General features: G+C 60.7%; 12 protein-coding genes. 5 read left to right on the top strand and 7 right to left on the bottom strand.

The window, feature by feature from the left end; genetic code table 11:
• Nucleotides 1-31: 31 nt before the first annotated feature.
• Complete coding sequence (gene hexR / locus K1567_RS16380; RefSeq protein WP_003187110.1) at nucleotides 32-898, bottom strand: transcriptional regulator HexR; 867 nt, start codon at nucleotides 896-898, stop codon at nucleotides 32-34.
• Between the two features lie 162 nt (nucleotides 899-1060).
• Nucleotides 1061-3940, bottom strand: coding sequence for a GGDEF domain-containing phosphodiesterase (locus tag K1567_RS16375; protein ID WP_169867645.1), 2880 nt, complete (start codon nucleotides 3938-3940; stop codon nucleotides 1061-1063).
• Between the two features lie 268 nt (nucleotides 3941-4208).
• Here K1567_RS16375 and uvrD point away from each other — a divergent pair, with 268 nt between their 5' ends.
• The 3 genes from uvrD to K1567_RS16360 all read left to right on the top strand — a co-directional run bounded on the left by uvrD (nucleotide 4209) and on the right by K1567_RS16360 (nucleotide 7981).
• Nucleotides 4209-6392 (top strand): DNA helicase II, encoded by a 2184-nt coding sequence (gene uvrD / locus K1567_RS16370; protein ID WP_034101549.1) that lies wholly within the window; start codon nucleotides 4209-4211, stop codon nucleotides 6390-6392.
• A 180-nt stretch (nucleotides 6393-6572) separates the two neighbouring features.
• Entirely contained in the window at nucleotides 6573-7439 is an 867-nt protein-coding gene (locus tag K1567_RS16365; protein ID WP_034101550.1) for a Tim44 domain-containing protein, read from the top strand.
• Nucleotides 7440-7573: 134 nt separating this feature from the next.
• A complete protein-coding gene (locus K1567_RS16360) occupies nucleotides 7574-7981 on the top strand; it encodes an SMI1/KNR4 family protein (protein ID WP_034101551.1) in 408 nt (135 codons plus the stop codon).
• A 17-nt stretch (nucleotides 7982-7998) separates the two neighbouring features.
• Here K1567_RS16360 and K1567_RS16355 read toward each other — a convergent pair whose 3' ends face one another.
• Nucleotides 7999-9762 carry a cation:proton antiporter gene (locus K1567_RS16355; RefSeq protein ID WP_169867647.1) on the bottom strand — a complete coding sequence of 588 codons (1764 nt, stop codon included), beginning with the start codon at nucleotides 9760-9762 and terminating at the stop codon, nucleotides 7999-8001.
• Between the two features lie 292 nt (nucleotides 9763-10054).
• Between K1567_RS16355 and K1567_RS16350 the strand changes: the two genes are divergently transcribed.
• Nucleotides 10055-10540: an acyl-CoA thioesterase gene (locus K1567_RS16350; protein ID WP_034101553.1), complete on the top strand. Its 486-nt coding sequence runs from the start codon at nucleotides 10055-10057 to the stop codon at nucleotides 10538-10540.
• A gap of 65 nt (nucleotides 10541-10605) precedes the next feature.
• Here K1567_RS16350 and pdxY read toward each other — a convergent pair whose 3' ends face one another.
• Nucleotides 10606-11478: a pyridoxal kinase PdxY gene (pdxY, locus tag K1567_RS16345; RefSeq protein WP_034101554.1), complete on the bottom strand. Its 873-nt coding sequence runs from the start codon at nucleotides 11476-11478 to the stop codon at nucleotides 10606-10608.
• Nucleotides 11479-11595: 117 nt separating this feature from the next.
• Between pdxY and K1567_RS16340 the strand changes: the two genes are divergently transcribed.
• Nucleotides 11596-11991 carry a DUF3301 domain-containing protein gene (locus K1567_RS16340; RefSeq protein WP_034101555.1) on the top strand — a complete coding sequence of 132 codons (396 nt, stop codon included), beginning with the start codon at nucleotides 11596-11598 and terminating at the stop codon, nucleotides 11989-11991.
• Here the strand turns inward: K1567_RS16340 and K1567_RS16335 are convergent.
• From K1567_RS16335 to zigA, 3 genes are read right to left on the bottom strand one after another with little or no spacing between them, the layout of a single operon-like run.
• Complete coding sequence (locus tag K1567_RS16335) at nucleotides 11985-12947, bottom strand: GTP-binding protein (RefSeq protein ID WP_220698649.1); 963 nt, start codon at nucleotides 12945-12947, stop codon at nucleotides 11985-11987. The two genes, K1567_RS16340 and K1567_RS16335, sit on opposite strands and share 7 nt — an antisense overlap.
• Before the next feature lie 44 nt (nucleotides 12948-12991).
• Nucleotides 12992-13636 (bottom strand): DUF1826 domain-containing protein, encoded by a 645-nt coding sequence (locus K1567_RS16330; protein WP_220698648.1) that lies wholly within the window; start codon nucleotides 13634-13636, stop codon nucleotides 12992-12994.
• Nucleotides 13636-14841 (bottom strand): zinc metallochaperone GTPase ZigA, encoded by a 1206-nt coding sequence (gene zigA, locus K1567_RS16325; protein WP_034101558.1) that lies wholly within the window; start codon nucleotides 14839-14841, stop codon nucleotides 13636-13638. Before zigA ends, K1567_RS16330 begins: the two co-directional genes overlap by 1 nt.
• Nucleotides 14842-14903: the final 62 nt, after the last annotated feature.

The following is a 14903-nucleotide window of genomic DNA, read 5'->3' as shown; positions in this document are numbered from 1 at the left end:
CCCCTTCCGCATTTGCCTGTATTTACAGCGTTCAGTCGTCGAGGGCTTTGACGGATTTGGGCGAGAGACGCAGGCTGCGCAAGCTGCGCTTCACGCTCTTGAGGTGATTGACCAGGCTCGGCCCGCGCGCCATGGCCACGCCCATGGCCAACACATCGATCACCACCAGATGGGCAATGCGCGAGGTCAGCGGGGTGTAGATCTCAGTGTCTTCGTGCACATCGATGGCCAGATTGACCGTGGACAGTTCCGCCAACGGTGTCTGGCTCGGGCACAGGGTGATCAACGACGCACCGCTTTCACGCACCAGGTTGGCGGTGATCAGCAGGTCCTTGGAGCGGCCCGACTGAGAAATGCAGATCGCCACGTCGGTCGGCTTCAAGGTCACGGCCGACATCGCCTGCATATGCGGGTCGCTGTAGGCCGCCGCCGTGAGCAATAGACGGAAGAATTTGTGCTGGGCATCGGCCGCTACCGCACCGGAGGCGCCAAAACCGTAAAACTCCACACGCTGGGCCTGAGACATGGCCGTCACGGCTTTTTGCAGCGCCACCGGGTCGAGCTTTTCGCGCACTTCCATCAGGGTGTGCAAGGTGGTGTCGAAGATTTTCAGGCTGTAGTCGGCGACGGAATCGTCTTCGTGAATCGCGAACTGACCAAAGCTGGCGCCAGCAGCCAGGCTTTGGGCCAGTTTGAGTTTTAAGTCCTGGAACCCGGAGCAACCGATGGCGCGGCAAAAACGCACGATGGTCGGTTCGCTGATGCCCACGCTGTGGGCCAGGTCGGCCATGGAACTGTGCATCACAGCCGCAGGGTCAAGCAGCACATGATCGGCAACCTTGAGTTCCGATTTGCGTAACAGGTGGCGCGACTGGGCGATATGTTGCAACAGGTTCAAAGGGCAGGACTCTTGTTATTGGCAGGGCCAGGGGATGTAGCAAGCTTGTAGTTATACTACAAGAATTGCGCTTTTGCCCGTCCAACACGTCACTAAATCGCCCTGCTGCCCTCTGATTCAAAGGGCAGACGCTTTGTAGCCACAATGGCGCCCTCGGTGTCCCTAAGAAAAATCCGCATTTTTTCGTAACAAATCCGCCATGCCATCGGCCTGCATCGGCCGACTGATCAGATAGCCCTGCACCTCGTCGCACTGCTCTGCGCGCAGGAAATCCAACTGCTGGTGATCTTCTACCCCTTCGGCCACCACTTTGAGCGCCAAGCCGTGGGCCATGGCGATAATCGCCCGGGTAATCGCCGCGTCTTCGCGACCTTGGCCCAGGCCGCGAATAAACGTTTGATCGATCTTTACGTAATCCACCGGAATGCGCTTGAGGTAACTGAGGGACGAATACCCCGTGCCAAAGTCATCAATCGCCAGTTTCACGCCTAGATCGCGTAATTGCCGGAAGGTCGCAATGATGTGTTCGACGCTGTCGAGCAACTGACTTTCGGTGAGTTCCAGCTCCAGGTACTGCGGGTCCAGACCGGTTTCCTCCAACACCTGGCGCACCAGGCTGACCAGTTTGCCCTGACGCAGTTGGTGCACCGACAAATTCACCGACACCCGAATCGGCGCCAACCCCTGACGCTGCCATTCGCACGCCTGCCAGCAGGCTTCACGCAACACGAACTCCCCCAGCGGCACGATCAGGCCGGTCTCCTCGGCCAGGCCGATAAACTCGGCCGGCGGCACCATGCCCCACTGCGGATGCTCCCAGCGGATCAGCGCCTCGGCGGCGTTGAGCTTGCCGGTGGCCAGGCACAACTTGGGCTGGTAGAACACGCTGAGCTGGCGCTCTTCGATGGCTTTGCGCAGGTGGTTTTCCAGCTGCAAGCGCTCCAGGGTGCTGGCTTGCAGGCTGTCGGTGTAGAACTGGAAGTTGTTGCCGCCCAGATGCTTGGCGTGCTGCATGGCCATGTTGGCTTGGCTGACCAGCGCGGAAATTTCCCGTGCGTTATCCGGCAAAAGGCTGACACCCATCGACGCACTGACCACCAATTCATGCCCCTCCACCGTGACCGGCACCCGCAGCTTGGCCAGCAGCCGCGTGGCCACCCGCGCCAGGCTCGACAGGCTGCCGTAGGCATCGAACAACACGGCAAATTCATCGCCGGACAAGCGCGCAATAGTGTCGGCCTCGGGCAAGGCGTTGATCAGGCGCCGCGCCATTTTCTGCAACAGCTGGTCGGCCACTTCGTGCCCCAGGCTGTCATTGAGCAGCTTGAAGCGATCCAGATTGATGTGCAGCAGCGCCAGGCTGCGCCCTCCCTTACGCACTCTTTGATGGGCTTCACGCAGCCGTTCGCGGAACAGCGAGCGGTTAGCCAGGCCGGTCAGTTCGTCGTAGTGAGTAAGGTGACGCATGCGTTCTTCGGACTCGCGGCGCGCCGACAAATCGGCGAAGAACCCCACGATATGACTGACGTTTCCCCGAACATCGCGCACTACATTAAGTTGCAGCCACTGCGGGTAGAGTTCGCCGTTTTTGCGCGTTTCCACCAATTCGCCCTGCCAGGTGCCGTGCATGAGCAATGCCTGACGGATCATCGGGAAGTGACGCCGCGCATCGCGGCTGCTGGGCAACTCCACCACGTTGCGACCCAGCATGTCATCGCGCTCAAAGCCGGTGACACGGCTGAACGCCTGATTGACGGCAATCAGTACGTAGTTCGGGTCGAGGATCACGATGCCTTCGCTGGCCGCCTCGAACACCGTCGATGCCAGGCGCTGTTGCTCTTCCAGGGCTTTGCCAGCGCTGATATCCCGGCGGGTGCCGAGCATGCGGATCACGCGCCCGCTCAGGCTACGTTCAACCGCACGGCCGCGGTCTTCGATCCAGACCCAGCGACCGTCGGCGTGCCGCACACGGTATTCCACCTGGTAGTCCTCGCTACGGCCTTTGAGGTGCTCTACCAGTGCGCGCTTGAGCAACGGCAGGTCGTCGGGGTGCAGGCGCGGCTTGAGGTGACTGAGCATGGCCGTGATGCATTCAGGCTCCAGGCCGAACAGCTCTTTGATCTGGGTGTGATGCACTTCGTCGGTTTGCAGGTTCCAGTCCCACAGCCCCAACTCACTGGCCTGCAACGCCATGACCAGGCGTGCTTCGCTTTTATTCAGGGCCTGGCTGGCGAGGTCCAGTTCCTGGCTGCGTTGCGCCACGCGATCCTGCAAGCCGACTTGTACGTCGCGCAATTCCTGCTCGACTTGGCGCCGTTGCTCGACTTCACGCACCAAGTCCTGATTCAACTGCTCACTGCGCTGCTGCGCCTGCTGCAGATGCTCGATCAATGCCTGGTTTTGAAAGCGGCGCAATAGGCCACGCTGAATCAGGCGATTGACCTGCCATGCCACCAGGCTCAAGGACGCCAGCAGAATCAGGCCGAGTACGCCCCAACCTTGTTGCTGCGGCTCGCCGTTCCAGAACAGATAGACAATGGAAGGCACCAGGCAGGGCAAAGCAAATGACAGAAACGCAGGAAAACTTACGGCATACGCCACGCTGGCCGACAACGTGGCCGCGCCGATCAGGCCGAACACCCACGCCTGCTGCATGAAACTGTTGACCGGCGCCAGGGCGATGGCGGCCGTGGCCAAGGTTAGACCGCTGACTGCCGAACCGAGCATGAACATGCGTCGCCAAATCGGCCTGGCCTGACGGCTGGGCATGGCCGAATCGAAAGCCGCCACCTGGATCACGCGCAGCGCCACCAACGCCAGCAGCCACACCAGCCAGATGCTGTCGAGCAGGTATTGGGCGGGGTTCCACAACAACCAGGCACACACCACTCCGTTGACCAGCATCAACAAGGTCGGCAGCAGCGACCCCTGATACAACAGGCGTGTGCGCTCGACGGCCATTTCGGTGGCGTACAGTTTGTGAATAACCTGCGCGGGCGCGGGCGCGGCCGAGGAGCTGGGCAGGTCAGTGCTGAGGGTCATAGGCAGTGTTCTTATAATGGTGAGCCCGAAACGTCGACGGAGCATACACAAGCAAGCGCTCCGGCCAAACTGCTCCACGTCATAAAAACCTCACGGCTGCGCCGCGCAAACCTTTGGGCCAGACGGCTTGAGCGAGACACCGCGCGGGCTGCGTCACCTGACCAACCGGTCATCCGCCGCGCCGGCGCAAGGAGCATGCCGAAGGTTTTGTCTCGACCGCCCGGCATTGGCATTTGCCCCACTCCCCCGAGGGCCATAGAATGCGCCGATGCGCGATGATCTCTCTCTTTTGCTTAATTCCCTCAACGATGCCCAACGCCAGGCCGTAGCGGCCCCCGTTGGCCGTCAGTTGGTCCTGGCCGGTGCTGGCTCCGGTAAAACCCGAGTGCTGGTGCACCGTATCGCCTGGTTGATCCAGGTCGAGAACGCATCGCCGCACTCCATCCTGTCGGTGACGTTCACCAACAAGGCCGCCGCCGAGATGCGCCATCGCATCGAGCAGCTGATGGGCATCAGCCCGGCCGGTATGTGGGTCGGCACCTTCCACGGCCTGGCGCATCGCCTGTTGCGTGCCCACTGGCAGGAAGCAGGCCTGAGCCAGACCTTCCAGATTCTGGACAGCGACGACCAGCAACGCCTGGTCAAGCGCGTGATTCGCGAGTTGGGCCTCGATGAACAACGCTGGCCCGCGCGTCAGGCCCAGTGGTTTATCAACGGCCAGAAAGACGAAGGGCTGCGCCCGCAACATATTCAGGCCAGTGGCGACCTGTTCCTGGCCACCATGCGCAGCATTTATGAAGCCTACGAGGCTGCTTGCGTACGCGCCGGCGTGATCGACTTCTCCGAATTGCTGCTGCGCGCCCTTGACCTGTGGCGCGACAACCCGGGCTTGCTGGCCCATTACCAGAAGCGCTTCCGGCACATTCTGGTGGACGAGTTCCAGGACACTAACGCCGTGCAGTACGCGTGGTTGCGCCTGCTGGCCAAGGGCGGCGACAGCCTGATGGTGGTGGGCGACGACGATCAGTCGATCTACGGCTGGCGCGGCGCGAAAATCGAGAACATCTATCAGTATTCCGAGGATTTCCCGGACGCGGTCACTATCCGCCTGGAGCAGAACTACCGCTCCACTGCCGGCATTCTCAAGGCTGCCAACGCCTTGATCGCCAACAACACCGGGCGTCTGGGCAAGGAATTGTGGACCGACGGCGGCGAAGGCGAAGCGATCAACCTGTACGCCGCATTCAACGAACATGATGAAGCGCGCTATGTGGTCGAAACCATCGAAAGCGCCCTGAAAACCGGCATCGCCCGCAGCGATATCGCCATTCTGTACCGCTCCAACGCCCAATCGCGGGTGCTGGAAGAAGCCTTGTTGCGCGAGCGCATCCCCTACCGCATTTATGGCGGCCAGCGCTTCTTCGAACGTGCGGAAATCAAGAACGCCATGGCCTACCTGCGCTTGCTGGAAGGCCGTGGTAACGACGCGGCGTTGGAGCGGGTGATCAATATCCCGGCCCGTGGCATTGGTGAGAAAACCGTTGAAGCGATCCGCGAGCATGCCCGCCACGCAGATGTGTCGATGTGGGAGGCCATGCGCCTGTTGATCGCCAACAAGGGTTTGACCGGTCGCGCAGCCGGGGCGCTGGGCGTGTTTGTCGAACTGATCGAGAACCTCGCGGCCAAGTGCGCGGAAATGCCCCTGCACTTGATGACCCAGACCGTCATCGAGCAGTCCGGATTGATCGCCTATCACGAAGCGGAAAAAGGCGAGAAAGGCCAGGCCCGGGTGGAAAACCTTGAGGAACTGGTCAGCGCGGCTCGTGCATTCGAGAACACTGAGGAAGACGAAGAACTGACCCCGCTCGCCGCATTCCTCGGCCATGCGTCCCTGGAAGCCGGCGATACCCAGGCCGACGAGCACGAAGACAGCATTCAGCTGATGACGCTGCACAGCGCCAAGGGCCTGGAATTCCCGTACGTGTTCCTGGTGGGCATGGAAGAAGGCCTGTTCCCACACAAGATGAGCCTGGAAGAACCCGGCCGCCTTGAGGAAGAACGCCGCCTGGCCTATGTGGGCATTACCCGGGCCATGCAGAACCTGGTGATGACCTACGCCGAGACCCGACGGCTTTACGGCAGCGAAACCTACAACAAGGTGTCGCGCTTCGTACGCGAAGTGCCAAAGGGTCTGATCCAGGAAGTGCGCTTGTCCAACAGCGTCAGTCGCCCATTCGGCGGTGGCCAGCAGCAGAACTCCAGCAACATGTTCGCCGGTTCTGAGATTCCGGAAACGCCGTTCAGCCTTGGCCAGCAGGTCAAGCATGCGATCTTCGGCGAAGGCGTGATCCTCAACTTCGAAGGCGCCGGTGCCCAGGCCCGCGTGCAGGTGAACTTCGCCGAAGGCAGCAAGTGGCTGATGATGGGTTACGCCAAGCTCGAAGCGATCTGAACTGCGGGCTTGCCGCTCGTTATCCTTGTTTTTAACGAGCGCGGGCCCATATCTGTAATTAGTCCTACAGATCTTTCGGATTCAGTCCTACGCAAAAGCCCGAAACATTATGTCGCTAGCCACTGTCATTACACCTGTGCAACATGGCGCGCGTGCAATCCTCAAATGGGAATTCCCTTTATGAAACGTTTTCTTAGCATCGCCATGGCGTTGTGCATCGGCCTGACGATGAGCCTCGACGCCAACGCCAAACGCTTCGGTGGCGGCAAAAGTTCGGGCGCAGCCCCCACTCACCAGACCAGCCAAATGGCCCCATCCGCCGGTGCGGGCGGTGCAGCAGCCACCGCAGGCGCGGCCGGTGCAGCAGGCGCTGCGGCCAAGGCCGGCGGCGCTTCGCGCTGGTTGGGCCCTCTGGCCGGTATCGCAGCCGGTGGCCTGCTGGCGTCCATGTTCATGGGTGGCGGCTTCCAGGGCATGCAGATCTTCGACATCCTGATCCTGGCGGTCATTGCCTTCGTGATCTTCCGCTTTATCGCCGCCCGTCGCCGCAAGCAGCAGGAGCACCTGGCTCCGGCCGGCGCGCCGATGCAGCGTGAAGTGTTCGAGCAGAAGCCGGCCATGGGCTCGATCTTCGGTGGTTCGGCAGCGCCTGCCGCCCGTCCGGTGATCAATGCACCGGCCTGGTTCAACGAAGAGCGTTTTATCGAAGCGGCCCGCAGCCACTTCCAGTCCCTGCAGCAGCATTGGGACGCCAACGAAATGGACAAGATCGCCGAGTTCGTGACCCCGCAACTGCTGGAGTTCCTCAAGCGCGAACGCGCCGATCTGGGCGACGGTTTCCAGTCGACCTATATCGACGACCTGCGCGTCCAGCTTGACGGTGTGGATGATCGCGCCGACAAGACCATCGCCACCCTGACTTTCAGCGGTGTGTCGAAAACCTCGCGTTTCGACCAGGGCGAAGCGTTCAGCGAAAGCTGGAACATGGAACGCGCCCAGGGCGATAACCAGCCTTGGCTGGTCGCCGGTATCCGCCAGAACGGCTGATCCCCGCTCGCTTGAGCCCGCAACAAAGAAACCCCGGACCTGTCCGGGGTTTTCTATTTCACGGTTGCACTTATAGCGAGCTACTGTATAAAACGCCCCTATCAACCCGCGCCATCAGCAAGAGGATCCCGGCCGTGGAAGAAATCATCGAACAACTGCGTGAAGCCAACGAACCGGTTCCGGTTCCGCTGGAACTGCCTGACGAAGACCTGCTGGTGGAAATCGAAGAACAGCTGTTCATCGATATCCCCTTTGTCTTCCGCGAATTTCTGCTGACCGTCAGCGACGTGGTCTACGGCAGCCTGGAGCCGGTGACCGTCACCGACCCTCAATCTCATACCTACCTGCCGGACGTGGCCGCCAATGCCTGGGATGCCGGTGTGGAGCGTAGCCTGATCCCGATCTGCCAGGACGGCGACGACTACTACTGCGTTGAGGAAGACGGCACTGTGGTGCTGTGGTCAGCCGAAGAGGAACTTGTCCAGGAAGAAACCTGGGAATCGGTCTGGCACTGGGCGCGGGACGTCTGGCTGGAAAGCTGAGTCCCGTACTCGGCGCTTTAGTGCTCCGGCGTATCGTTATGGTTGTCCAGCGTTTCCAACAACGCGACCTGCATCCGCGTATGCACGCGGATGAACCAGCGCCAGAGCACCGCCGCCACCGCCGCCGCAACCACCGCGATCAGCACCAGCAACTTGTTGGTCGGCAGGATACTGGCCGACAACGCGGCCAAAAGCAGAAAGATCACCAACAGCGACAGAATCGGAATCAGCTCGGCAATCACCCGCCGCACACGCTGGGTATGCCGTCCGGCCATTTCCGGCTTGACGCTCATCTCCGCCAGCAACATCGACAGGGCTTTGAGCTTGCGGTACGCCGCGATCAAAAACGGCAGCGACAACAGCAGCGCCCCGCCCCAGATCAATGCCTTTTGCCAGCTGGGATCGCTGATCCAACCCTCCAGATACCCGCCGATATGTGCGGCGAAATAGCTGCCGGCAAAGAAGATCGCCACCACCAGCGCCAGATTCACCCCTACTTGCAGGACGATTTTGCGGATCATCGCCGCCAGCATCGCGCCCTCTCCCTGAGGTTGAATGCTGCGCAGCCACTCACCGTACATGCCGAACACCCGGCTCATGCGCCGAGGCATCACCGCCGCCATCTTCAATGACAATGGGTCGGCCCCACGAATCAGATAGGGGGTGAGCAAAGTGGTAATGGCCGAGACCGCCACCGCCACCGGATACAGAAAGTCGCTGGTCACCTGCAACGTCATCCCCAACGCCGCGATGATGAAGGAAAACTCGCCTATCTGTGACAGGCCCATGCCGACCCGCAATGACGTACGCCCATCGTTACCCGCGATAAACGCCCCCAGGCCACAGGAGAGCATCTTGCCCAGCACCACCGCCACGGTGATCACGGCGATAGGCCAGGCGTACTGAAGCAGGATCTCTGGGTCGATCATCAGGCCGATGGCGACAAAGAAAATCGCACTGAACATGTCGCGAACCGGCTCGATCAGGCGCTCAATCTTAAGCAACTGCCGCGACTCGGCCATGATCGCGCCAATCAGGAACGCGCCCAGCACCATGCTGTATTCCAGCTTCACCACCAGCAGGCAGAACCCGAAGCACAGGCCCAACACGGTAATCAGCAACATCTCGTTGCTTTCGAACTTGGCCACATAGGCCAGCAGGCGCGGCACCAGCAAAATACCGATCACCAGCGCGACGACCATGAACAGCGAGAGCTTGCCGACCGTGGAAAACACCTCGCCGGAGCTGACCGTGCCGCTGACGGCGATGCTCGACAACAGCGCGATGATGCCGATCCCGAGGATGTCTTCCACGATCAGCACGCCGAAAATCAGTTGGGCGAAGCGCTGGTCTTTCATCTTCAGGTCATTGAGGGCTTTGACGATGATGGTGGTGGAAGAGATGGCCAGGATCGCGCCGAGGAACAGCGAGTCCATGGTGCTCCAGTCGAACCAGCGGCCGATTTCGTAGCCGATCCAGATCATCAGGATGATTTCCAGGAACGCCGCGATAAACGCAGTGGCACCCACCTTGAACAACTTGCGTAGGCTGAACTCCAGGCCCAGGCAGAACATCAGGAAGATCACCCCCAGCTCGGCCAGTGTCTTGATGGTGTCTTCGTCGTGGATCAGCCCGAAGGGCGGCGTGTGGGGGCCGATGATAAAGCCGGCGACGATATACCCCAGCACCACGGGCTGCTTAAGCCGATGAAACAGGATGGTAACCACCCCTGCCACCAACATGATCACAGCCAAGTCCTGGATAAAGCTGATGGCGTGCATGGCGAGGGGCTCCTTGAGGGTACCGGCGCTTTTCCCACTTCAGCTCGCAGCGTTAACTGGTCTTAAAAGGCTGAAGGAAAAGTCTACCTAAATCGTAAGAAATGCCCTGAGACGGGCTTTTGAAGGTTAACACCGCGACTTCCGGCGAAAAGCCGGTGCAATATATGGAAACAGATCGGCCTACGCGTGACGGCAAGCCGCCCGCCGGCGTCCCGTTAGGGCTAGCGCAGTAAAGAGTCCAGCACCCGCAGAGGTGCTTTCCCCACCAATGCCTATAACCCGTGAGTGAGCTATGGAACCCGGAAACGCCCAGCTGTCGATGACGGTCTTGATGACCCCTGATATGGCCAACTTCTCAGGCAATGTCCATGGCGGCACCTTGCTCAAGTACCTCGACGAAGTGGCCTACGCCTGCGCCAGCCGTTACGCCGGGCGCTATGTGGTGACGTTATCGGTGGATCAGGTGATTTTCCGCGAGCCGATCCATGTCGGCGAGCTGGTGACCTTTCTCGCTTCGGTCAACTACACCGGCAATACCTCCATGGAAGTGGGCATCAAAGTGGTCACCGAGAACATTCGCGAGCGCTCGGTGCGGCATACCAACAGCTGCTTCTTTACCATGGTAGCGGTGGACGACCAACGCAAACCGGCGGCCGTACCGCCGTTGCAACCGCATAACAGTGAAAGCAAGCGGCGCTTTGTGCAGGCTCAACAACGTCGGCAGATTCGCCAGGAGCTGGAAAAGCGCTATCAGGAAATCAAGGCCGACGCGCCGTAAGGTTGAGGCTGTAAACCCAACAACAATGTGGGAGCGGGCTTGCTCCCACATTGGGTCAGGTGTGCTTACAGAGTGATGGGTGTCGCTTCGAAGCGAACGCGAGGATGGGCGATACGGTCCTGGGCGCGCACCAGCTCCAATTCATAACTGGCGCAAGCCTGGGTCTCCAGCAGTACTTCGTGGACGGCCGCAGCGGTGAACTCAAAGGCCGCCAGTAAGCTGTCCCCCAACAACACACGCGCCAGGAACAACCCGGATGTCAGGTCACCCACCCCCACCGGCTGGCGCGGGAAGGCCAGCAACGGCCGGCGCAGGTGCCAACTGGCGTCGGCGGTTACCAGCAGCATCTCGAAGCCGTCCGGCAACTTGCCCGGGTAATCCAAATGCTTGACCAGAACCGCCTTGGGCCCACGGGCTAGCAACGCCTTGGCCATGGCCAGGCAATCGAACAGCGAGCGCGGTTTGCGCCCGGCAAAACTGTCCAGTTCCAGTTGGTTGGGGCACAGGAAGTCGGCCATGGCCGCGGCTTCATCAAGCAGGAAATCGCTGACTTCCTGGGGCACGATGCAGCCTTTTTCCGGATGCCCCATTACCGGGTCGCATAAGTAAAGCGCCTTGGGATTGACTGCCTTGATGCGCGCCACGCCGCTGAGGATCGCCCGGCCCTGGTCCGCACTGCCCAGGTAACCGGACAGGATGGCATCGCAGTTACCCAGCTCGCCGATGGCGGCAATGCCTTCCACCAACGCAGGAATTTGCTGCGGCGCCAACACTTCTCCCGCCCACTGTCCATACTGGGTGTGGTTGGAGAACTGCACCGTGTTGAGCGGCCAGACGTTTACCCCGACCCGCTGCATGGGGAACACGGCGGCGCTGTTTCCGGCGTGGCCAAAGACCACATGAGACTGGATCGCAAGCAGATGAGGGGTGCGTTTCATGCAGGGGATTTCCGTAAAGCCGTTTGGATTCTGGCCGCGCAGTATGCGACTAAACGCAGCCTGTACGACAGACCGGCGACACAGTTAAGCTGCTCTCACTTTGTTGGAGTTCATCGCATGCTGACCCTGGGAAACATGTTTGTGTTGATGCTGCTGGCGACCGGTGCCGCCTGGGTGTGGCACAACCACGGCTTGCGCGAGCGCGCGTTGGAGCGGGTCAAGCAGCATTGCGCCAAGCTCGACATCGAGCTGCTGGACGGCGCGGTAGCGCTCAAGCGCATCGGCTTTGTAAAGGATGCCAATGGGCGGCGGCGTTTGGCGCGGGTCTACAATTTCGAGTTCACCGTGACCGGCGAAACCCGCCACCCCGGCACCATCACTCAGTTCGGCGCCCATAGCGCGCAGATTGAACTGGCGCCCTACCCGTTCGAGATCAAGACACCTTTGCCTAGCGCCGAGATCATCGAGCTGAGCCAATGGCGCCAGGACCACAGCACCAAGCACCGTCAATAACGGCAGGCCGCCAACCCGGCCTGCAATGCCGCCACGTCCTTTGGCGTGCTGAAGATCAATTCAAGACGAGAATCACGGCGCCATTCGCTGGGCAGCCACGCGAGCGAGCGGTTATCCAGAGCATTGGCGCTGACCCAACCGTCGCGGCTGTGGATAACCAGCTTGGCGCGCCGCCACGCGAGGTCTGCCAGCCACGCCGCCACGCGTTGAGTGTCGAATTGCTGGCTAGGATGCCAACGCCAACCCACACTCCAGCCGCCGTCCTGGGCGTGGCTCAGGCAAATCGGCACGGCCGGATCGCTCCAGATCGCTGGTATATGCGCCAAGCCTGGGGCCTCATGACCGTTATCCACAGCCTCGCCCGCGTGCTGATCCAACCCCGGCAGCAGGGCCAATGGCAGATGCGCCTGATGGGTCCAGTAACGCGGGCAATCGGGTAACCGGGCCTCAATCGCCTGACGCTGCACCGCGTCCAGCCCCTCCTCCTTGTTCAAGACCAGCAGCCCAGCATTGGTCAGCGTTTCCTGCTGTGCCGGCGGCAAGGGGTTGCCTCTGGCCAGGGCCTGGGCATCCAGGACCAGCACACAAGGCTGGACCGTCAACACGCCCTGCCACGGCACTTGGCGCAACTGCTTGAGCAACTGCGCCGGATGGCCCAACCCCGATGGCTCGATAAACAAACGATGCGGCTTGGCCTTACGCAACAAACGGCTAAGACCTACCTGGAACGGTGCACCGTTCACACAACACAGGCAGCCACCGGCGACCTCGCCCAAGGCAATACCGTCGTCATCCTGGGTCAGCAGCGCGGCGTCCAGGCCGATCTGGCCGAACTCATTGATCAATACTGCCCAGCGCTCATCTTCCGGGCGTTGGGCCAGCAGTTGCTTGATCAGGCTGGTCTTGCCGGCACCTAGTGGCCCGGCTATCACATGAGTGGGAATGTTCTGCAGCATGGAGGGCATCATTCAGGCCGTGTAGAGCGCTTGATCCTACGCGGTTATGCCAGCCAATCCAGCGTCAGGATCAATCGGCGCTCGCCTTCTTTGAGCGCCGGCGAACGATGGATCAAACCGTGGCCTTCGTTACCGTGCCACTTGCTGCCTTTGAGCAAGGCCACTTCGCCACAATGGATCTGCTCAACACGTGCGGTGGGTTCGGCTTCGGGTTGTCCCAAGCGACGCCGGTCCATGACCCCCTCCCGCAACCACTGGCTGCCGACCCCGGCATAGGTGGTGATCAGTCGCACCGGTACGTGGTCGACGTGAAACCGTGGGCACATGGCTTTATCCAGCAAGCGCAGGCGCACGCCAATGCGTCGGGCGCCGAGCAGGCAGGCAAAGGCGCTGGTCAACCAGGACACATCGGCAATAAATCCCTCATAGCCTTCAAGATCGCGGCAATTGGCCGCCAATCCCTGCAAATTCGGCACCGCCTCATCACTGCCCAGTTCCGCCACCAACGAATCGGCTACGGGCTCGTTGAGCGAAACCAGCAAGGCGCCGAATTCGGCAATGTGCAGGGGTAATTGCCGCTGCCACAGCGCCAGATTTACGCCATCTTCGAGGATTTCAGACAGCGCCAACGGGGTTTCGCCGCGGGTTTGGCGAATCAGCGGGCGCAAGGGCGGCAGTGCAGCGAGCATCAGGCCACCTCGTCGTACCAAGGGCCAAAAGGATCGGCCAGCAAGCGCCATCCATCGACACCCAGGGCCATTTCTGCATCGGTGAGCAAGCACGCATCCAACTCGGCGCGTAGCTGGGCAAAGTCGATGTGTTGCCCGATAAACACCAGTTCCTGACGGCAATCGCCGTTGCTCAGTTGCCAATTGCCCATGATTGCCGCGACGCTTTCTTCATCCTGCGGCCACTGGTTTTTCGGCACGAAACGCCACCAGCGCCCGGCGAATCCATGGCGCATCAAGCCACCGGCCTGGGACCAACTGCCCGCATCCTGATGCTTGCTGGCCAGCCAGAAAAAGCCTTTGGAACGCAGCAATTTGCCGTTGACCCAGGGGCGGTCAATAAAGTCGTAGAAACGCTGCGGATGGAACGGGCGCCGCGCACGATAAGCGGTGGACGCGATACCGTACTCTTCGGTTTCCGGCACATGCTCGCCGCGCAATTCCTGCAACCAGCCGGGCGCCTGGGCGGCGCGCTCGAAGTCGAAGCGGCCGGTGTTGAGGATCTGGTCCAGAGGCACCTCGCCCATCACCATCGGGATGATCTTGGCGTGAGCGTTGAGGCGCTCAAGGATCGCCATCAACTCCTCGCGCTCGTGCTGGCTGATCAGGTCGATCTTGCTGATCAGAATCACGTCGGCGAACTCGATCTGCTCGATCAGCAGGTCGGTGATCGAGCGCTCGTCCTCTTCACCCAACGTCTCACCGCGCGAGGCCAGGCTTTCGGCAGCTTGGTAGTCGAGCAGGAAGTTGATGCCGTCGACCACGGTGACCATGGTGTCCAAACGTGCGATATCGGCCAGGCTTTGCTGGTTTTCATCGCGGAAGGTGAAGGTTTCGGCCACCGGCAGAGGCTCGGAAATACCCGTGGATTCGATCAGCAGGTAATCGAAGCGCCCGTCCCTGGCGAGCTTGGCGACTTCTTCCAGCAGGTCTTCACGCAAGGTGCAGCAGATGCAGCCGTTGCTCATCTCCACCAGTTTTTCTTCGGCGCGGTTGAGGGTGACATCGCGCTGCACTTCGCTGCCGTCGATGTTGATTTCACTCATGTCGTTGACGATCACCGCCACCCGCAGGTTGTCGCGGTTGCGCAGGATGTAGTTGAGCAGCGTACTTTTACCGGCGCCGAGGAAGCCGGACAGCACGGTAACGGGGAGTCGATTGGGCATCAGGTCATTCTCATCAGGTCGCCCGTTCGAATCGGGCTGTTATTAATGTTATAGTATAACAA

This window comes from Pseudomonas sp. S5F11, from assembly GCF_019641515.1.
Classification (GTDB): Bacteria; Pseudomonadota; Gammaproteobacteria; order Pseudomonadales; family Pseudomonadaceae; genus Aquipseudomonas; species Aquipseudomonas rhodesiae.
This window is presented reverse-complemented; position numbering and strand designations above follow the sequence as displayed.